The organism is Streptomyces longhuiensis (assembly GCF_020616555.1).
GTDB classification, from domain to species: Bacteria; Actinomycetota; Actinomycetes; order Streptomycetales; family Streptomycetaceae; genus Streptomyces; species Streptomyces longhuiensis.
This window is the reverse complement of sequence record NZ_CP085173.1, coordinates 3,057,190-3,077,072: the sequence shown is the minus strand read 5'-3', so window position 1 is coordinate 3,077,072 and position 19,883 is coordinate 3,057,190. Positions and strand designations below refer to the sequence as shown.

17 protein-coding genes are annotated in these 19,883 nt (G+C 70.4%); 14 read left to right on the top strand and 3 right to left on the bottom strand.

Translation table 11 applies throughout. From position 1 onward, the window contains the following. Positions 1 to 8: 8 nt before the first annotated feature. From LGI35_RS14380 to LGI35_RS14370, 3 genes are all read right to left on the bottom strand, one after another. Positions 9 to 1,358, bottom strand: a complete 1,350-nt coding sequence (locus LGI35_RS14380; protein WP_227294240.1) for a DUF58 domain-containing protein — start codon at positions 1,356 to 1,358, stop codon at positions 9 to 11. Continuing rightward, positions 1,358 to 2,377: an AAA family ATPase gene (locus LGI35_RS14375; protein ID WP_227294239.1), complete on the bottom strand. Its 1,020-nt coding sequence runs from the start codon at positions 2,375 to 2,377 to the stop codon at positions 1,358 to 1,360. Before LGI35_RS14375 ends, LGI35_RS14380 begins: the two co-directional genes overlap by 1 nt. 218 nt (positions 2,378 to 2,595) lie before the next feature. Further along, positions 2,596 to 3,207 carry a beta-class carbonic anhydrase gene (locus LGI35_RS14370; protein ID WP_227294238.1) on the bottom strand — a complete coding sequence of 204 codons (612 nt, stop codon included), beginning with the start codon at positions 3,205 to 3,207 and terminating at the stop codon, positions 2,596 to 2,598. A 255-nt stretch (positions 3,208 to 3,462) separates the two neighbouring features. On the opposite strand from LGI35_RS14370, the gene rsmH reads away from it, so the two are divergent. The 14 genes from rsmH to LGI35_RS14300 all read left to right on the top strand — a co-directional run bounded on the left by rsmH (position 3,463) and on the right by LGI35_RS14300 (position 19,813). Beyond that, a complete protein-coding gene (rsmH, locus tag LGI35_RS14365) occupies positions 3,463 to 4,422 on the top strand; it encodes a 16S rRNA (cytosine(1402)-N(4))-methyltransferase RsmH (RefSeq protein ID WP_116502573.1) in 960 nt (319 codons plus the stop codon). A 25-nt stretch (positions 4,423 to 4,447) separates the two neighbouring features. Further along, positions 4,448 to 4,972, top strand: coding sequence for a cell division protein FtsL (gene ftsL, locus LGI35_RS14360; protein ID WP_227294237.1), 525 nt, complete (start codon positions 4,448 to 4,450; stop codon positions 4,970 to 4,972). A gap of 4 nt (positions 4,973 to 4,976) precedes the next feature. Then, complete coding sequence (locus LGI35_RS14355) at positions 4,977 to 6,956, top strand: peptidoglycan D,D-transpeptidase FtsI family protein (protein WP_227294236.1); 1,980 nt, start codon at positions 4,977 to 4,979, stop codon at positions 6,954 to 6,956. Between the two features lie 31 nt (positions 6,957 to 6,987). Beyond that, positions 6,988 to 8,652 carry a UDP-N-acetylmuramoyl-L-alanyl-D-glutamate--2,6-diaminopimelate ligase gene (locus LGI35_RS14350; RefSeq protein WP_227294235.1) on the top strand — a complete coding sequence of 555 codons (1,665 nt, stop codon included), beginning with the start codon at positions 6,988 to 6,990 and terminating at the stop codon, positions 8,650 to 8,652. A 4-nt stretch (positions 8,653 to 8,656) separates the two neighbouring features. Next, complete coding sequence (locus LGI35_RS14345) at positions 8,657 to 10,069, top strand: UDP-N-acetylmuramoyl-tripeptide--D-alanyl-D-alanine ligase (RefSeq protein WP_227294234.1); 1,413 nt, start codon at positions 8,657 to 8,659, stop codon at positions 10,067 to 10,069. Then, positions 10,066 to 11,139 (top strand): phospho-N-acetylmuramoyl-pentapeptide-transferase, encoded by a 1,074-nt coding sequence (gene mraY, locus LGI35_RS14340; protein WP_100592220.1) that lies wholly within the window; start codon positions 10,066 to 10,068, stop codon positions 11,137 to 11,139. Before LGI35_RS14345 ends, mraY begins: the two co-directional genes overlap by 4 nt. Beyond that, positions 11,121 to 12,569 carry a UDP-N-acetylmuramoyl-L-alanine--D-glutamate ligase gene (murD, locus tag LGI35_RS14335; protein WP_227294233.1) on the top strand — a complete coding sequence of 483 codons (1,449 nt, stop codon included), beginning with the start codon at positions 11,121 to 11,123 and terminating at the stop codon, positions 12,567 to 12,569. Before mraY ends, murD begins: the two co-directional genes overlap by 19 nt. A gap of 86 nt (positions 12,570 to 12,655) precedes the next feature. Then, positions 12,656 to 13,969, top strand: a complete 1,314-nt coding sequence (gene ftsW / locus LGI35_RS14330; protein WP_227294232.1) for a putative lipid II flippase FtsW — start codon at positions 12,656 to 12,658, stop codon at positions 13,967 to 13,969. Positions 13,970 to 13,975: 6 nt separating this feature from the next. Then, complete coding sequence (gene murG, locus LGI35_RS14325) at positions 13,976 to 15,067, top strand: undecaprenyldiphospho-muramoylpentapeptide beta-N-acetylglucosaminyltransferase (RefSeq protein ID WP_227294231.1); 1,092 nt, start codon at positions 13,976 to 13,978, stop codon at positions 15,065 to 15,067. 141 nt (positions 15,068 to 15,208) lie between these two features. Then, positions 15,209 to 16,057: a cell division protein FtsQ/DivIB gene (locus LGI35_RS14320; protein ID WP_227294230.1), complete on the top strand. Its 849-nt coding sequence runs from the start codon at positions 15,209 to 15,211 to the stop codon at positions 16,055 to 16,057. 285 nt (positions 16,058 to 16,342) lie between these two features. Continuing rightward, positions 16,343 to 17,554, top strand: coding sequence for a cell division protein FtsZ (gene ftsZ, locus LGI35_RS14315; protein WP_227294229.1), 1,212 nt, complete (start codon positions 16,343 to 16,345; stop codon positions 17,552 to 17,554). 35 nt (positions 17,555 to 17,589) lie between these two features. Further along, positions 17,590 to 18,321, top strand: coding sequence for a peptidoglycan editing factor PgeF (gene pgeF / locus LGI35_RS14310; protein ID WP_227294228.1), 732 nt, complete (start codon positions 17,590 to 17,592; stop codon positions 18,319 to 18,321). A gap of 6 nt (positions 18,322 to 18,327) precedes the next feature. Beyond that, positions 18,328 to 19,047: a YggS family pyridoxal phosphate-dependent enzyme gene (locus tag LGI35_RS14305; protein ID WP_227294227.1), complete on the top strand. Its 720-nt coding sequence runs from the start codon at positions 18,328 to 18,330 to the stop codon at positions 19,045 to 19,047. A 127-nt stretch (positions 19,048 to 19,174) separates the two neighbouring features. Then, positions 19,175 to 19,813 carry a cell division protein SepF gene (locus LGI35_RS14300; RefSeq protein WP_227294226.1) on the top strand — a complete coding sequence of 213 codons (639 nt, stop codon included), beginning with the start codon at positions 19,175 to 19,177 and terminating at the stop codon, positions 19,811 to 19,813. The last annotated feature ends 70 nt before the right edge of the window (positions 19,814 to 19,883 follow it).

Below are 19,883 nucleotides of genomic sequence, written 5' to 3'. Positions count from 1 at the left end.
ACGCATGATCAAGAACCCCACCCCGTCACCGCCGGTCCGCTCTCCGCGCCGGTGGACGCCCGGTGCCGGTCGGCGTCGCGCCACAGGTCGATGAGGGAGGTGCCGGGCGGGACCGCGAGGGCCGACCAGCCCGCCTCGCGCAGCATCCGCAGCCGTTCCTCGCAGCGCTCCGAAGGGGCGCCGCGCGTCCAGGTCTCGCTGTCGAGCACGAAGGCGACGGCGCCGCCGCTGCGCTGCCGCATCCGGGCCGCGACCGCGGTCTGCTCCTCGTCGAGATCGCCGAAGAAGGCCACCAGCAGCCCCTCGTTCCCGCCGCGCAGCACGTCGTACGCGCGCGAGAGCCCCGAGCCGTCCGAGTGGTCGACGACGGCGAGCGTGTCCATCATCAGTCCGGCCGCGTCCGCCGACTCCTGGCTGGCGCCGGCGAACCCGTCGGACCCCTCGCCCGGCACCGAATTGCCCGTATCGGTCAACAGGCGTACGGAGAAGCCCCGTTCGAGCATGTGGAACAGCGTCGACGCCGTGCCCGACACCGCCCACTCGAAGGCCGAGTCGGGGCCCGCGCCCTGGAAGGCGAGGCGCCGGGTGTCGAGGAGCACCGTGCAGCGGGCCCGCTGCGGCTGCTCCTCTCGGCGCACCATCAGCTCGCCGTAGCGCGCGGTCGAGCGCCAGTGCACACGGCGGAGGTCGTCCCCGTAGCGGTACCCGCGCGGGATCACGTCGTCCTCGCCGGCCAGGGCCAGCGAGCGGTTCCGCCCGTCGCCGTACCCCTTGGCCTCGCCGGTCAGCCGCACGGCGGGCAGTGGCTCCACGCGCGGGATGACTGTGAGGGTGTCGTACGTGGAGAAGGAGCGGGACAGCTCGCACAGCCCGAAGGGGTCCGTCAGGCGCAGCTGGAGCGGGCCGAGCGGATAGCGGCCCCGCAGGTCCGAGCGCACGCGGTACGACACCTCGCGGCGGCCGCCCGCCTCCACCCGGTCGAGGACGAAGCGGGGGCGCGGCCCGAGCACGTACGGCACCCGGTCCTGGAGCATGAGCAGGCCCGTGGGCAGCCGCGAGACGTTGTCCATGCGGAGATGGACGCGGGCCTCGCTGCCCGCGGGCACGCGCGCGGGGGACAGCCGCCGGCTGCCCGCGACCCGGTAGCGCGTGCGGTAGAGCACGAACGCGCAGACCAGCGGCAGCACGGCGAGCAGCAGTCCGACCCGGAGCAGATCGCTCTGCCCCAGGACGTACGCGCAGATCGCCGCCGCCACCCCGGCGGCCAGGAACGAACGTCCCCGGGTGGTCAGCCCCGAGAGCGCGACCCGAAGGCCGCCCTTGTCGTCGTCACTGCCGAAGCCTCCCCCCTCGTCCATCACGGCCTCCGGGCGCCGGGCGGCTGCTGGTTGTACATCGGGGACCCGTGGCCCGAGGCCGCCGGGACCGACGTGTGCTGGAGGATCTCCAGGACCACCTGCTCGGACGTGCGACGGTTCAGCTGGGCCTGCGCGGTGGGCAGCAGGCGGTGCGCGAGGACCTGCACGGCGAGCGCCTGCACGTCGTCGGGCAGCGCGTACTCACGCCCGCTCAGCGCCGCGGATGCCTTCGCCGCCCGCAGCAGATGCAGCGTGGCGCGCGGCGAGGCGCCGAGTCTCAGGTCGGGGTGGCTGCGTGTGGCGGCGACCAGGTCGACCGCGTACCGCCGCACCGAGTCGGCCACGTGGACCGAGCGGACGGCGTCGACCAGCTTCACGATGTCGTGCGCGTGCGCCACCGGCTGGAGGTCGTCCAGCGGGGAGGCCCCGCCGTGGATGTCGAGCATCTGCAGCTCGGCCTCCGGGCTCGGGTAGCCGATCGACACCCGGGCCATGAAGCGGTCGCGCTGCGCCTCGGGCAGCGGGTAGGTGCCCTCCATCTCGACCGGGTTCTGCGTGGCCACCACCATGAAGGGGCTGGGCAGTTCGTAGGTCTGCCCGTCGATGGTGACCTGGCGCTCCTCCATGGACTCCAGGAGCGCCGACTGCGTCTTCGGGGACGCGCGGTTGATCTCGTCGCCGATCACGATCTGCGCGAAGATCGCGCCGGGCTTGAACTCGAAGTCCCGGCGCTGCTGGTCCCAGATGGAGACACCGGTGATGTCCGACGGCAGCAGGTCGGGCGTGAACTGGATCCGACGCACCGAGCAGTCGATGGACTTGGCGAGCGCCTTCGCCAGCATGGTCTTGCCGACGCCCGGTACATCCTCGATGAGCAGGTGCCCCTCGGCCAGGAGCACCGTCAGCGAAAGCCGTACGACCTCCGGCTTGCCCTCGATCACACCCTCCACCGACCTGCGGACTCGCTCCACAGTGGTGGTCAGATCAGTGAGGCTCGCTCGATCGTCATAGGTCGTCACCCGGCCCTCCTCGGCCCGTACTTTCCGGGCCGACGCTCTTGGCTGCGGACCGGCCCACCCCGAAACACGGACACCACGCGCGAGCAGTTCCGTCTCCTCGCGCGAGGCGCCTGACCGCATTCTTGTTGCCGTTACCGGTTCGTGTCACTCGACTGTGGATAACTGGCAGCGATATGTCGGGGCTTACGACCTTTTGAGAGCATGGTCGAGTCCGTGGCTCAGTTGGGCAGGATCTCCCGCAGCAGGCCCGACTTCACGTCGAAGACAAAGCCGCGTACGTCGTCGGCGTGCAGCAGGAAGGGCGAGGTGCGCACCTTCTGGATGGACTGGCGCACGTCCTGGTCGACATCGCGGAACCCCTCGACGGCCCAGGTCGGGCGCTGGCCCACCTCCATCTCCAGGTCGTGCCGGAAGTCCTCGGAGAGGCCTTCCAGGCCGCAGCCCGAGTGGTGGATCAGCACCACGCTGCGGGTGCCGAGCGCCCGCTGGCTGATGGTCAGCGAACGGATGACGTCGTCGGTGACGACGCCGCCCGCGTTGCGGATGGTGTGGCAGTCGCCCAGCTCGAGGCCCAGTGCGGCGTGCAGGTCGAGCCGCGCGTCCATGCAGGCCACCACGGCCACCTGCAGAACGGGACGGGCGTCCATACCCGGGTCGGAGAACGCCTCGGCGTAGCGCTGGTTCGCCTCGACAAGGCGGTCGGTCACGGTGCCCTCGGCAGGTATGGCGCTTTCGGACTCGGCAGGGAGGGATGCGGAAGTCGTCATAGCTATGACGGTAATGGTCACCCCCGGGACAAGCCCGCTGTGAGAGCGGACAAAGAACGCCATCGGGGCTTGTTGTGAGGTAACCCACAGGGGCGGCTCCGGCTCGCCCGTACGGGTGATTTCTCCTGATCGGAGGCATCGCGAAGAGGCGGCGCGCGGCGCGCAGGCCGGTTGATTGACCGGGCGACACCGTGGACTAAAGTGACGCGGAAACCCCAGGAAACACCGAAGATCCCGGCACTTCACCGGACTCTTCACCACGTGCGCGACGGGCACCCCGGCGGTGCGTGGGCGCCGCGCCGGAACTGAGAGGGCCCCTTGAGCCAGACCCGACATGTCCCGGTGATGCTCCAGCGCTGCCTGGACCTGTTGGCCCCGGCCCTCGCCGAGCCGGGTGCGGTCGTCGTCGACTGCACGCTCGGCCTCGGCGGACACAGCGAGGCCCTTCTCTCCACGTTCCCCTCCTGCCGCCTCGTCGGTCTCGACCGCGACAAGGAGGCCCTGCGCCTGTCCGGTGAGCGCCTCGCCCCGTTCGGCGACCGCGCCACCCTCGTGCACGCCGTCTACGACGAGCTTCCCGAGGTCCTCGACCGGCTCGGCATCCCGCGTGTGCAGGGCGTCCTCTTCGACCTGGGTGTCTCCTCCATGCAGCTCGACGAGGCCGACCGCGGCTTCGCCTACGCGCAGGACGCGCCGCTCGACATGCGCATGGACCAGACGACCGGAATGAGCGCTGCCGAGGTCCTCAACACGTACCCCCCGGGCGAACTGGTGCGGATCCTGCGCGCGTACGGCGAGGAGAAGCAGGCCAAGCGGATCGTCTCGGCCGTCGTGCGTGAGCGCGAGAAGGAGCCGTTCAGCAACAGCGCCCGGCTCGTGGAGCTGATCCGCGACGCGCTGCCGCAGGCCGCCAAGCGCACCGGCGGCAACCCCGCCAAGCGCACCTTCCAGGCCCTGCGCATCGAGGTGAACGGCGAGCTCAGCGTCCTGGAGCGGGCCATTCCGGCCGCCGTGCAGGCGCTCGCCGTCGGGGGACGCATCGCCGTCCTGTCGTACCACTCGCTCGAGGACCGGCTGGTGAAGCAGGTGTTCGCGGCCGGCGCCGCGACGACCGCGCCGCCCGGACTCCCGGTCGTCCCCGAGCGCTACCAGCCACGGCTCAAGCTGCTCACGCGCGGCGCCGAACTCCCCACGGAGGAAGAGGTCGCCGAGAACCGCCGGGCGGCCCCGGCGCGGCTGCGGGGTGCGCAGCGCATCCGCGAGGAGGTCGCCGGGTGAGTTCCGGGCGCGCGAGGAGGGGTCGATGAGTCCCAGGGGCGAACTGCGGGGGAGGGCCGCGCGACTCGCGCGGCTGCTGCCCTCGGGATCCGCGGGCGCCGGCCAGGCGGCCCGCACACCGTTCGTGCTCCTCGTCGTGCTCCTGCTCGGCGGCGGGCTGATCACGCTCCTGATGCTGAACTCGGCGCTCAACGAAGGGTCGTTCAGGCTGAACGACCTCAAGAAGCAGACGACCGACCTCACCGAGGACGAGCAGGCGCTCCAGCGCGACGTCGACGCCTACGCGGCCCCCGACGCCCTGCAGCGCCGCGCCCGCGAGCTCGGCATGGTCCCCGGCGGCGACCCGGCCTTCCTCAACCCCGACGGCACCGTGCGCGGCGTCCCCGGCGCGGCGACCGCCCCCTCCACCCTGTGGCGGCCCGCGCCGCCCCCACCCGAGGTCGTGGGCACGACTCCGAGCCCCTCGCCGACCCCGTCCGCGACCCCCAAGGCCACGCCTAATCCCACGTCCTCGCAGGTGAAACCCGCGCCCTCGACCTCCGGCAGGTGACGGAATGACCGACAGGGAGCCCCCGCGACGCCGGGTCCCAGCCCCCGCGAGGCCCGCGAGGAACGGCCGCCCCGCCGCCTCCCGGCGCCCGAACCCCGGTGCCAGGCGCCCGCGTCCCGCCCCCGTCAAGGCGCCCACCGCCCTGCGCCTCGGCAGCCCGCGCCCCCGGCTGCGCATGGTCAGCCTCGGCCTCACCCTCGTCCTCATCGCCTTCGTCGTCCGCCTGCTCCAGGTGCAGGCCGTCGACGCCAGCGCGTACGCGGCCAAGGCCGAACAGCACCGGTACGTCGAGCACGTCCTGGCTGCCGAGCGCGGCGGGATCACGGACCGCAGCGGGGTCGCGCTCGCCACCAGCGTGGACGCGTACGACATCACGGCCGACCCCACGATGTTCCGGCCGGCGGACACCGCGGCCGCCAAGAACTCCACGGCCCCGGTGGTGCCGCGGGACGCGCCCGAGCAGGCCGCGGCGCTCCTCGCCCCGATCCTCGGCCTGGACGCCGACGTGGTCGCGAAGAAACTGCGGACCCCCAGGACGCGCTACGTCCTGCTGGCCCGCCGCCAGACCCCCCAGGTCTGGAAGCAGATCAAGGACCTCAAGAGCACGCTCTCCGAGAAGGCGGACCGGGAGAAGTCGGCGAGCGTCATCGCCGGAGTCTTCGCCGACCCCAGCAGCAAGCGCGTGTACCCGAACGGCGATCTGGCCGCCGGGATACTGGGCTGGGTCAACGCCGACGGCAAGGGCGGCGGCGGTATCGAGCAGCAGTTGAACAAGGATCTGGCGGGCAAGCCCGGCAAGATCAAGTACGCCCAGTCCGGCGGCCGTCAGGTACCCACGGCCGGCAGCAACGAGCAGCCCGCCGTGCCCGGTTCGGAGATCGAGCTCACCATCGACCGCGACATCCAGTGGGCCGCGCAGAAGGCCATCACCGACCAGGTGAAGAAGTCCGGGGCGGACCGCGGCTACGTGATGGTGCAGGACACCAGGACCGGCGAGGTCCTGGCGATGGCCAACGCGCCCGGCTTCGACCCCAACGACCTCTCGCAGGCCAACTCCACCGCCATGGGCAACGCCGCGCTCCAGGACGCGTACGAGCCCGGTTCCACCGCGAAGGTCATGTCGATGGCCGCCGTCCTGGAGGAGAACGCGGCCACCCCCGCCACGCATGTCACGGTGCCCAACCGGCTGCACCGCGGCGACCGGCTCTTCCAGGACGACATCGACCACCCCACCTGGCATCTCACGCTGAACGGCGTGCTCGCCAAGTCCAGCAACATCGGCACCATCCTGGCGGCGGGCCAGCTGGGCAAGACCCAGCCCCAGGCCAACCAGGTGCTCTCGTCGTACCTGCGCAAGTTCGGCATCGGCCGCCCCACCGGGCTCGGCTTCCCGGGCGAGACACCGGGCATCCTGGCCCCCGCCGACAAGTGGTCGACCTCGCAGCAGTACACGATCCCTTTCGGCCAGGGTTTCTCCATCAACGCGATGCAGGCGGCCTCCGTCTACTCCACCATCGCCAACGGCGGCGTACGCGTGGAGCCCACCCTCGTACGCGGCACCAAGGGACCCGACGGCAGGTTCACCCCGGCCCCGAAGCCCAAGGAGAACCGGGTCGTCAGCGCGAAGACGGCCAAGACGGTCGCGCAGATGCTCGAGTCCGTCGTGGACGACGAGGAGGGCACCGGCGCCAAGGCGCGCATCCCCGGCTACCGCGTCGCCGGCAAGACGGGCACCGCCAACCGAGTCGATCCGGCCACCGGCAGGTATAAGGGGTACACGTCGTCGTTCGCCGGTTTCGCCCCCGCCGACAAGCCCCGCGTCACCGTCTACTGCGCGATCCAGAACGCCACCAAGGGCAGCTACTTCGGCGGCCAGATCTGTGGCCCCATCTACAAGCAGGTCATGGAGTTCGCCCTCAAGACGCTCCAGGTGCCGCCCACCGGCGCCGAGCCCGCCCGGCTGCCCGTCAGCTACCAGCCCTGATCCGAGCCCCGAGAGTGACCAGGTACAGCCCGTGACAACGATCACCCCGGACCCCGGGAACCAGCCCGCGCCACGCCCCTCGCTTCGCTCCATGGGGGGTGAGCCCGGTACGCTCACCGCCGTGCCACACGCTGATCAGTCCCAAAACACCCAGAAGGGCGCCCCCGTGACATATCCGGGACCGCCGCGACCGGTGCAGGTCACCGCGACACGACTTGCCGATCTCGCAGATCAGCTGGGTGTCCCCGCGCCCGAAGGGCCCGCGGCGTCGACGGGGAGCACCGGCATCACGCACGACTCGCGTGCCGTGCGCCCCGGCGACATCTACGCGGCCCTGCCCGGCGCCCGCTTCCACGGCGCCGACTTCGCCGCCCAGGCCGCGAGCCTCGGCGCCGTCGCCGCCCTCACCGACCCGTCGGGCGCCGAACGCGTCGCGGCGGCCGGTCTGCCGGCCCTCGTCGTGGAGAACCCGCGCGGCCGGATGGGAGAGCTGGCGGCCACGATCTACGGCCACCCCGGCCGCGATCTGCTCCAGATCGGCATCACGGGCACCTCCGGCAAGACCACGACGGCCTACCTCATCGAGGGTGGGCTGCGCACGATGCACAGCACCGGACTCATCGGCACCGTCGAGATGCGCATCGGCGACGAGCGCATCAAGTCGGAGCGCACCACCCCCGAAGCCACCGACCTCCAGGCGCTGTTCGCGGTGATGCGCGAGCGCGGTGTGGACGCGGTCGCGATGGAGGTCTCCAGCCACGCCCTCGTGCTCGGCCGGGTCGACGGCTGCGTCTTCGACGTGGCGGTCTTCAACAACCTCAGCCCGGAACACATGGAGTTCCACTCCGACATGGAGGACTACTTCCGGGCCAAGGCGCAGCTGTTCACACGCGCACGCAGCAAACAGGGCGTCGTGAACTACGACGACGAGTACGGCCGCCGGCTCATCGACGAGTCCGAAGTGCCCGTCGTGACCTTCTCCGCCGAGGGCCACCCGGACGCCGACTGGCGCGCCGAGGACGTCGAGGTCGGCCCGTTCGACTCCACCTTCGTGGCCGTCGGCCCCAAGGACGAGCGGATCACCGCCAAGTCCCCGCTGGCCGGGCCGTTCAACGTGGCCAACGCGCTCGCCGCGATCGTCGCGCTCGCCGGCGCGGGCATCGACCCGCAGCAGGCCGCGGACGGTGTCGCCGCCGTGCCGGGCGTCCCCGGCCGCCTGGAGCGCGTCGACGTGGGCCAGCCCTACCTCGCCGTCGTCGACTACGCACACAAGACCGACGCCGTCGAGTCCGTGCTGCGCGCGCTGCGCAAGGTCACCGAGAACAAGCTGCACATCGTGCTCGGCTGCGGCGGCGACCGTGACACCACCAAGCGGATGCCGATGGGCGCCGCCGCCGCCCGGCTCGCCGACACCGCCGTACTGACATCTGACAACCCCCGCTCCGAGGACCCCCTCGCGATCCTCGCCACGATGCTCGCGGGCGCCGCCGAGGTGCCCGCCCACGAGCGCGCCGAGGTCCAGGTCTTCGAGGACAGGGCGGCGGCCATCGCCGCCGTCGTCGCCCGCGCACAGCCGGGCGACACCGTCCTCGTCGCGGGCAAGGGCCACGAGCAGGGCCAGGACATCGCCGGGGTGGTGCGTCCCTTCGACGACCGCCTGGTGCTTCGCGAAGCTATCCAGCAAACCCAGGGATGAAGTTGTGATCGCCCTCTCCCTCGCCGAGATCGCCACAGCCGTCGGCGGGCAGACGTACGACATACCGGATCCGTCGGTCCGGGTGACAGGACCGGTCGTCATCGACTCCCGGAAGGTCACGGACGGCAGCCTGTTCGCCGCCTTCGTCGGCGAGCGTGTCGACGGCCACGACTACGCGGCCGCCGTGGTGGAGGCCGGGGCCGCCGCCGTACTCGCCTCGCGCCCGGTCGGGGTGCCGGCCATCGTTGTCGACGACGTGCAGGCCGCCCTCGGCGCGCTGGCGCGCACCGTCGTCGAACGGCTCGGCGCCACCCTCGTCGCGCTCACCGGTTCCGCCGGCAAGACCAGTACCAAGGACCTGATCGCCCAGGTTCTGCGCCGCAAGGCGCCCACGGTCTTCACACCGGGCTCGTTCAACAACGAGATCGGCCTGCCGCTGACCGCGCTGAGCGCCACCGACGACACCCGCTTCCTCGTCCTGGAGATGGGCGCGCGCGGCAAGGGCCACATCCGGTACCTCACCGGCCTGACCCCGCCGAGGATCGGCGTCGTCCTCAACGTCGGCACCGCCCACATCGGCGAGTTCGGCGGCCGCGAGCAGATCGCCGAGGCCAAGGGCGAGCTGGTCGAGAGCCTGCCGGCCGACGGCACCGCGATCCTCAACGCCGACGACCCCCTCGTCCGCGCGATGGCCTCCCGCACGAAGGCGAGGGTGCTGCTCTTCGGAGAGGGCGCCGATGCCGACGTGCGCGCCGAGAATGTCCGTCTCACGGAGAACGGACAGCCTTCCTTCAGCCTTCGCACACCCTCCGGGTGCAGCGACGTGACCTTGCGCCTGTACGGTGAGCACCACGTGTCGAACGCGCTCGCCGCGGCCGCCGTCGCCCATGACCTTGGCATGTCCGTGGAGGAGATCGCCCTCGCGCTCTCCGAGGCGGGCACACTGTCCCGCTGGCGTATGGAGGTCACCGAGCGCCCGGACGGCGTGACGGTCGTCAACGACGCCTACAACGCGAACCCCGAGTCCATGCGAGCCGCTCTGCGAGCGCTCGTAGCGATGGGCAGAGGGCGCCGTACATGGGCGGTGCTCGGTCACATGGCCGAGCTCGGGGACGAGGCGCTGGCCGAGCACGACGCGGTCGGACGGCTTGCCGTCCGGCTCAACGTCAGCAAGCTCGTGGCAGTCGGGGGCAGGGAAGCGTCCTGGCTGCAACTGGGCGCCTATAACGAGGGTTCGTGGGGTGAGGAGTCGGTGCACGTGTCCGACGCACAGGCGGCTGTCGACCTGTTGCGCAGCGAGCTGCGCCCGGGTGACGTCGTGCTCGTGAAGGCCTCCAGGTCGGTGGGCCTGGAGAGCGTCGCGCAGGCGCTGCTCGCCGTCGACGGCGACAACGTGGGCGAGGTTGCTGCCCGATGATGAAGCAGATCCTCTTCGCGGGTGTGATCGGGCTCTTCCTGACCCTGATCGGGACGCCCCTGCTGATCAAGCTCCTTGCGCGCAAGGGCTATGGCCAGTACATCCGTGACGACGGCCCGCGCGAGCACCACGCCAAGCGCGGTACGCCGACGATGGGTGGTATCGCCTTCATCCTGGCGACGTTCATCGCGTACTTCATGAGCAAGATCATCACCGGTGCCGCGCCGACCCTGTCGGGTCTGCTGGTGCTCGGCCTGATGGGCGGCATGGGCCTGGTCGGCTTCCTCGACGACTACATCAAGATCGTCAAGCGCCGCTCGCTCGGCCTGCGGGCCAAGGCGAAGATGGCCGGACAGCTGACCGTCGGCATCGCCTTCGCGGTGCTCTCGCTCCAGTTCGCCGACAACCGCGGCAACACCCCGGCCTCCACGAAGCTCTCCTTCGTGCAGGACTTCGGCTGGACGATCGGCCCGGTCCTGTTCGTGGTCTGGGCGCTGTTCATGATCCTCGCGATGTCCAACGGCGTGAACCTCACGGACGGCCTCGACGGCCTCGCCACCGGCGCCTCCGTGATGGTCTTCGGCGCGTACACCTTCATCGGTGTCTGGCAGTTCCAGGAGTCCTGCGCCAACGCGCAGACCCTCACCAACCCCGCCGCCTGTTTCGAGGTCAGAGACCCACTCGACCTGGCGGTCGTCGCATCGGCCCTGATGGGCGCCTGCTTCGGCTTCCTGTGGTGGAACACCTCGCCCGCGAAGATCTTCATGGGTGACACCGGCTCCCTCGCACTCGGCGGCGCCCTCGCGGGTCTGGCCATCTGCTCCCGCACGGAGTTCCTGCTCGCCCTGCTCGGCGGCCTCTTCGTCCTGATCACCATGTCCGTGGTCATCCAGGTCGGCTCCTTCCGGCTCACCGGCAAGCGCGTCTTCCGCATGGCGCCACTGCAACACCACTTCGAACTCAAGGGCTGGTCCGAAGTCCTTGTGGTGGTCCGCTTCTGGATCATCCAGGGCATGTGCGTGATCGTCGGACTCGGCCTCTTCTACGCGGGATGGGCAGCCGACAAGTGACCACTGCGTCCGACTGGCAGAACAAGCGAGTCACCGTCGCCGGTCTCGGCGTGAGCGGCATCAGTGCCGCCCGCGCCCTGGCCGGCCTCGGCGCGTCGGTCACGGTCGTGGACGGCGGCGACAGCGAGACGCACCGCGCCAGGTCGGCCGAGCTCGCGCAGCTCGGCGTCGCGGCCCGCCTCGGGGACGCCGAGACGCTCCCCGAAGGCACCGAACTCGTCGTCACGTCACCGGGCTGGAAGCCCTCGTCCCCGCTCTTCGCGGCGGCGGCCGAGGCGGGCGTGGATGTCGTCGGGGACGTGGAGATCGCCTGGCTCCTGCGTGGCCCCGGCGCCGCCCCCTGGCTCGCCATCACGGGCACCAACGGCAAGACCACCACCACGCAGATGCTCGCGTCGATCCTGGAGGCGGCGGGCCTGCGCACGGCGGCCGTCGGCAACATCGGTACGCCGATCATCGACGTCGTACTCGAAGGCGACGACGCGTACGACGTGTTCGCCGTCGAGCTCTCCTCGTACCAGCTGCACTGGGCGCCCTCGCTGCGCGCCCACTCCGCGGCGGTCCTCAACCTCGCGCCCGACCACCTCGACTGGCACGGCTCCATGGAGGCGTACGCCGCCGACAAGGGCCGTATCTACGAGGGCAATCAGGTCGCCTGCGTCTACAACGCCGATGCCACCGACAAGCCGTCGACCGAGGACCTGGTCCGCGAGGCCGACGTCGAGGAGGGCTGCCGCGCGATCGGCTTCACCCTCGGCACGCCTGGCCCCTCCCAACTGGGCGTCGTGGACGGCATCCTGGTCGACCGTGCCTTCGTCGACAACCGGCACAAGAACGCCCAGGAGCTCGCCGAGGTCGCGGACGTCAACCCGCCCGCCCCGCACAACATCGCCAACGCCCTCGCGGCCGCCGCCCTCGCACGCGCCTTCGGCGTCGAGCCCGCCGCCGTACGCGACGGACTGCGCGCCTTCACACCCGACGCGCACCGCATCGCGCACGTCGCCGACGTCGACGAGGTCGCGTACGTCGACGACTCCAAGGCGACCAACACCCATGCCGCGGAAGCCTCCTTGGCCGCCTACGAGTCGATCGTGTGGATCGCCGGCGGGCTCGCCAAGGGCGCGGTCTTCGACGAGCTCGTCACCAAGTCGGCCGAGCGGCTGCGCGGGGTCGTCCTGTTCGGCCAGGACCGCGCGCTGATCCGGGAAGCCCTCGCGCGACACGCCCCTGACGTCCCGGTGGTCGACCTCGACCGGACCGACACTGGGGCGATGTCGCAGGCGGTCCAGGAGGCCGCGCGGCTCGCCCGGCCGGGGGACACCGTGCTGATGGCCCCGGCCTGTGCGTCGATGGACATGTTCACCAACTACAACAAGCGTGGCGACGCGTTCGCGGAAGCGGTCCGCGAACTCGGCTCCACGAGCGTCTGACGGGGCCTTCGGGTGCCCGGTGACGCCGGGCACCCTCGGGAGGGGATCGTGGCAGCGTCATCGTCGTACAGCGGTGGGGTGCGCTGATGCCCGGCAGCAGCGCACGGGCGGCCCGGCGGCCCCCGGCGGCGCGTCCCCCGAAGAAAGCGGCCAGGCCGGCCCGCGTCAGCCCCGTACGACGCCTCTACACCCAGGCCCGCCGCGCCTGGGACCGTCCTCTCACCGCGTACTACCTCATCCTCGGCTCCAGCCTCCTGATCACCGTGCTCGGCCTGGTGATGGTCTACTCGGCCTCGATGATCACGGCGCTGCAGAACGGGCTGCCCAGCTCGTACTACTTCCGCAAGCAGTTCCTCGCGGCGGTGATCGGCGGAGCCCTCCTGTGCGCGGCCATGCGGATGCCGGTGAAGCTGCACCGCGCGCTGGCCTACCCGCTGCTCGCCGTCAGCGTCTTCCTGATGGTCCTCGTGCAGGTGCCGGGGATAGGAGTCTCCATCGGGGGCAACCAGAACTGGATCTCGCTGGGCGGCCCCTTCATGCTCCAGCCCAGCGAGTTCGGGAAGCTGGCCCTCGTCCTGTGGGGCGCCGACCTCATGGCACGCAAGCACGACAAACGGCTGCTGACCCAGTGGAAACACATGCTGGTGCCGCTCGTCCCGGTGGCCTTCCTGCTGCTCGGACTGATCATGCTCGGCGGCGACATGGGCACGGCGATCCTGCTCACCGCCATCCTCTTCGGCCTGCTCTGGCTGGCCGGGGCGCCCACCCGCCTGTTCGTCGGCGTGCTCTCCGTCGCGGCCGCCATCGGCGTCTTCCTCATCAAGACCAGCCCCAACCGCATGGCACGCCTGTCCTGCCTCGGCTCCACCGACTCGGGCCCCGACGACATCTGCTGGCAGGGACTGCACGGCATCTACGCCCTGGCCTCGGGCGGATTCTTCGGATCCGGACTCGGGGCGAGTGTGGAAAAATGGGGCCAACTCCCCGAAGCGCACACCGACTTCATCTTCGCCATCACCGGTGAGGAACTGGGCCTTGCGGGGACGCTGTCGGTGCTCGCCCTGTACGCGGCTCTAGGCTATGCGGGTATCCGCGTGGCCGGACGCACGGAGGACCCCTTCGTGAGGTACGCCGCGGGTGGCGTGACCACCTGGATCACGGCCCAGGCCGTGGTCAACCTCGGTGCGGTGCTCGGTCTCCTGCCGATCGCCGGTGTCCCGCTCCCGCTGTTCTCGTACGGGGGGTCAGCGTTGCTGCCGACCATGTTCGCCGTAGGGCTTCTGATCGCGTTCGCGCGGGACGAACCCGCGGCGCGGGCGGCCCTGGCCATGCGGCAGCCTCGGATGAGATGGAACACGATGCGACGGCGCGCCACGGCGCGTACGTCCGGAGAGCGGTGAATTTCGGTGCATGTCGTACTCGCCGGCGGGGGGACCGCCGGCCACATCGAGCCCGCGCTCGCCCTCGCGGACGCCCTGCGCAGGCAGGACCCGACCGTGGGCATCACGGCCCTCGGTACGGAGAAGGGGCTCGAGACGCGGCTCGTACCCGAGCGCGGATACGAACTCGCGCTGATCCCCGCCGTACCGCTGCCGCGCAAGCCAACCCCTGAACTGATCACCGTCCCGGGCCGGCTGCGCGGCACCATCAAGGCGGCCGAGCAGATCCTGGAGCGCACCAAGGCGGACTGCGTCGTCGGCTTCGGCGGCTATGTCGCCCTGCCCGGTTACCTCGCGGCCAAGCGCCTCGGTGTGCCGATCGTCGTCCACGAGGCCAACGCCCGCCCCGGACTCGCCAACAAGATCGGTTCGCGCTACGCCGCGGGCGTCGCGGTCTCCACGCCCGACAGCAAGCTGCGCGGCGCCCGTTACGTGGGTATCCCGCTGCGCCGCACCATCGCCACGCTCGACCGGGCACGTGTACGGCCCGAGGCGCGCGCCGCCTTCGGCCTGGACCCGAACCTTCCGACGCTGCTCGTCTCCGGCGGTTCCCAGGGCGCCCGCCGCCTCAACGAGGTCGTCCAGCGGGTCGCTCCGCTGCTCCAGCAGTCCGGGATCCAGATCCTGCACGTCGTCGGCCCCAAGAACGAACTGCCGCACGTCCAGCAGATGCCGGGGATGCCCCCGTACATCCCGGTACCGTACGTGGACCGGATGGACCTCGCGTACGCCGCGGCCGACATGATGCTCTGCCGCGCGGGCGCGATGACCGTCGCCGAACTCTCCGCCGTCGGGCTCCCCGCCGCCTACGTCCCGCTGCCCATCGGCAACGGCGAACAGCGGCTCAACGCCCAGCCGGTGGTCAAGGCCGGCGGCGGACTGCTGGTCGACGACGCGGAGCTGACGCCCGAGTGGATCATGGGCAACGTCCTGCCCGTGCTCGGCGACCCGCACCGGCTGTACGAGATGTCCCGCGCCGCCTCCGAGTTCGGCCGCCGGGACGCCGACGAGCTGCTCGTCGGCATGGTGCGCGAGGCGATCGCCTCACGCCACCGCTAACAACACACCGGCGGGTGCGGCGAAGGGGCGTGCCGGTGCCGGGAGGTCGAGCGCGCGGAGGTCCGAAGGGCTGAGCACGCTCGGGCCCCGACACCGGCCGAGGCGCCCCTGAGGTGAACCGAGCCAGGACAGGGAGTGCGCGTGGCCGGACCGACGACCGCAGACCGCGGCGAGCGGCACAAGCCGAAGTCCGGCCCGCCCCGGCCCCCGCGTGGCCGCCGCCTGCGCATGCGCCTGCCGCGCCCGCGCGTCGTGATCGTGACCGGGGTCGCCCTCCTGCTCGGCGCCGCCACCATCTGGCTCCTGTACGGCTCTCAGTGGCTGAGGGTGGAGCGTGTCACGACCTCGGGGACCGGGGTCCTGACGCCCGCTCAAGTGCGCGCGGCCGCCGCCGTTCCGGTCGGCGCCCCGCTGATTTCCGTCGACACGGGCGACATTGAGGACCGTCTTCGCCGGAAATTGCCCCGGATCGACTCGGTCGAGGTCGTGCGTTCCTGGCCGCACGGAATCGGATTGAAAGTGACCGAACGCAAGCCGGCCCTGATTGTCGAAAGCGGCGCAAACGGTAAAAACGGCGAAAATCGCGAAGGTGGCTCCAACGCGGGCAAGTTCGTCGAAATTGACGCCAAGGGTGTCCGTTTCGCGACCGTGCAGAAGGCCCCTCGCGGCGTTCCCCGACTGGAATTGACGCCGGATCAGACGGGCGCCGCCGCAAGCCTTCGGCGCTTCGGCCCCGACCGTCTGGTGCGCGAGGCGGTCCGCGTCGCGGGTGATCTGCCCCCGGCCGTGGCCCGTGACACCCGCACGGTCAGGGTCCGTTCGTACGACGACGTGTCCCTGGCGCTGAGTGGCGGCCGCACCGTCGCATGGGGAAGTGGTGAGAAGGGCGACACCAAGGCGACCACCCTCACCGCCCTCATGAAAGCCGCCCCGAAGGCGCGGCACTTCGACGTCAGTGTCCCCACCGCCCCTGCGTCATCGGGGAGTTGACGCACATCAGCGCAGGCCAGCACCCTGGTTGGGCACTGCTACGGCTGATCACATAGGGTGAAAAGAAAAACGGGAGGTTCGGCGTGTTCGTTGAACGTGCGCCACTTGTCGACTTAGTGTCCTGTTCGGAAGAGTCCAGGGAACAGACACACTGGTAACCCTAAACTTCAGCGTTAGGGTTCGGGTCGGCAGACAAGTAGTCCGGGCCGCCCCAATTCGGCATCAGTCGTCGCAACGTACCAATGCGAGGCGGCGACACGTAACTCGAGGCGAGAGGCCTTCGACGTGGCAGCACCGCAGAACTACCTCGCAGTCATCAAAGTCATCGGTGTCGGCGGCGGTGGTGTCAATGCCATCAACCGGATGATCGAGGTCGGTCTCAAGGGCGTCGAGTTCATCGCCATCAACACCGACGCGCAAGCCCTGTTGATGAGCGACGCGGACGTCAAGCTCGACGTCGGCCGTGAACTCACCCGCGGACTCGGCGCCGGAGCCAATCCGGCCGTCGGACGCAAGGCGGCCGAGGATCACCGCGAGGAGATCGAGGAGGTCCTCAAGGGGGCCGACATGGTCTTCGTCACCGCCGGCGAAGGCGGTGGCACCGGCACCGGCGGCGCACCTGTCGTCGCCAACATCGCACGCTCGCTGGGCGCCCTGACGATCGGTGTGGTCACCCGGCCGTTCACCTTCGAGGGCCGGCGTCGCGCGAACCAGGCGGAGGACGGCATCGCCGAGCTCCGCGAAGAGGTCGACACCCTCATCGTCATCCCCAACGACCGTCTCCTGTCCATCTCGGACCGGCAGGTCTCCGTCCTCGACGCCTTCAAGTCGGCCGACCAGGTCCTCCTGTCCGGTGTCCAGGGCATCACCGACCTGATCACCACGCCCGGCCTGATCAACCTCGACTTCGCCGACGTCAAGTCGGTCATGTCCGAGGCCGGTTCGGCGCTCATGGGCATCGGCTCGGCCCGCGGCGACGACCGCGCGGTGGCCGCCGCGGAGATGGCGATCTCCTCGCCGCTCCTCGAGGCCTCCATCGACGGCGCACGCGGTGTGCTGCTCTCCATCTCCGGCGGCTCCGACCTCGGTCTCTTCGAGATCAACGAGGCGGCGCAGCTGGTCAGTGAGGCCGCGCACCCCGAGGCCAACATCATCTTCGGTGCCGTCATCGACGACGCCCTGGGTGACGAGGTGCGGGTCACCGTCATCGCGGCCGGCTTCGACGGCGGACAGCCGCCGTCCAAGCGGGACAACGTGATCGGCAGCGCGTCCGCCAAGCGCGAGGAGCCGGCGCCGCGAGCCGCCGAGGCCCGTCCGTCCTTCGGCAGCCTCGGCAGCGTCACCCCGCGCGACGAACCGAAGGTTCCGGAGCCCGTCGAGGTCACCCCGGCGAACGAGGTGCCGTCCGCCCCGGTCGCCGCGCCGCAGGTTCCGCCGGCCCGTCCCTACCAGGACAGCCAGGCCGAGGAGCTGGACGTGCCGGACTTCCTGAAGTGACCGGCACAAGTGACCTGCAGAAGTGACCTCCTGAAGTGATAGGACAGCGCGACCACGTGAGCGGCGCCCACTTCGCCTTCACCGACCGGTGGGGCGGGGTGAGCGCCGCTCCGTACGAGGAGCTCAACCTCGGCGGCGCGGTCGGCGACGACCCGGCCGCCGTCCACGCCAACCGCAGCAGCGCGGCGCGGTCGCTCGGCCTCGACCCGGCGCAGGTGGTCTGGATGAACCAGGTGCACGGCCCGGACGTCGCGGTGGTCGACGGGCCCTGGGGTCCGGCCGCCGACATCCCGTCCGTCGACGCGATCGTCACCGCACGGCGCGGACTCGCTCTCGCGGTGCTCACCGCGGACTGCACACCGGTTCTGCTCGCCGACCCCGTCGCGGGAATCGCCGCCGCCGCTCACGCCGGACGCCCCGGCATGATCGCCGGAGTCGTCCCCGCGGCGGTCGAGGCGATGGTGGGGCTCGGCGCCGAACCCGCCCGCATCGTGGCCCGCACCGGCCCCGCCGTCTGCGGGAAGTGCTACGAAGTCCCGGACGGGATGCGCGCCGAGGTGGCCGCCGTGGAACCCGCGGCGTACGCCGAAACCAGCTGGGGCACCCCTGCCGTCGATGTGACCGCCGGAGTGCATGCACAGCTGGAGCGGCTCGGGGTGCGTGACCGGCAGCAGTCGCCGGTGTGCACCCTGGAGTCGCACGACCACTTCTCGTACCGCCGCGACCGCACCACCGGTCGGCTCGCTGGCTATGTCTGGCTGGACTGATGGGACATGACGGACCGTAAGGCTCAACTCGCAGCAAATCTGGCACAGGTGGAGGAACGCATCGCTTCGGCATGCGTCGCCGCAGGCCGTAAGCGCGAGGAAGTGACCCTGATCGTGGTCACCAAGACGTACCCCGCGAGCGATGTGCGGATCTTGTCGGAACTCGGTGTGCGCGATGTCGCCGAGAACCGCGACCAGGACGCGGCGCCCAAGGCTGCGGAATGTGCGGATCTGCCGCTCCGGTGGCACTTTGTCGGGCAGCTGCAGACCAACAAGGTTCGCTCCGTGGTCGGTTATGCCGACGTCGTGCAGTCGGTCGACCGGTCGAAGCTCGTCACGTCACTGTCGACGGCGGCCGTGCGCGCGGAGCGTGAACTCGGCTGCCTGATCCAGGTCGCACTCGACGCGGGGGAGAACGGGCGGGGCGAGCGCGGCGGCGTAGGGCCGGGCGGAATTGAGGAGTTGGCCGCAATTGTGGCGGACTCTCCCGGTCTGCGCCTCGACGGTCTGATGACGGTCGCACCACTCACCGGTCCCTACGCCGACCGCCAACAGGCCGCGTTCGAGCGGCTGATGGATTTGTCGACTGACCTGCGCCGGGCTCATCCGGCTGCGAACATGGTGTCAGCAGGGATGAGTGCGGACCTCGAACAGGCCGTGGCGGCCGGAGCGACACATGTGCGCGTCGGTACGGCGGTACTCGGAGTCCGACCCAGGCTCGGGTAACGTCGCCAAGAAGTCGGACCACAGCAGAAAATATGGTCATTCTCGCTGATGGGCGGGGAGATCGCGTGGATCGCAGGCACTTTGGTTGACGTCAGCCGATCCACCACAGAGCGGAGGACTCAGAGCAATGGCCGGCGCGATGCGCAAGATGGCGGTCTACCTCGGCCTCGTGGAGGACGATGGGTACGACGGCCGGGGGTTCGACCCCGACGACGACTTCGAGCCTGAGCTGGACCCCGAACCCGAGCGGGACCGCAGGCGCCACGAACCGTCGCATCAGTCGCACAACACTCATCAGCCACACCAGTCCCAACGGGACGAATCGGTACGAGTGGTGCAGCCTCCCGCCCAGCGCGAACCGGTTCCGCTGCCCGCGGAATCCGGACGTCCGGCGCGAATCGCCCCCGTGGCATCCATCACACCTGAACGCCAGAGTCTGGAGAAGAACGCACCGGTGATCATGCCCAAGGTTGTGTCCGAGCGGGAGCCCTACCGCATCACGACGCTGCACCCCCGGACGTACAACGAGGCCCGTACCATCGGGGAACACTTCCGTGAGGGCACTCCGGTGATCATGAATCTGACGGAGATGGACGACACCGACGCGAAGCGACTTGTCGACTTTGCCGCCGGTCTCGTCTTCGGTCTGCACGGCAGCATTGAGCGGGTGACGCAGAAGGTGTTCCTGTTGTCGCCTGCTAACGTCGATGTCACGGCAGAGGACAAGGCCCGCATCGCAGAGGGCGGGTTCTTCAACCAGAGCTGAGACGCAGCACCGGTGAAGTGCCGGTGCAGTAACTAGCCACGAAGCACGAGACACAGGGGAGAGGGAACCG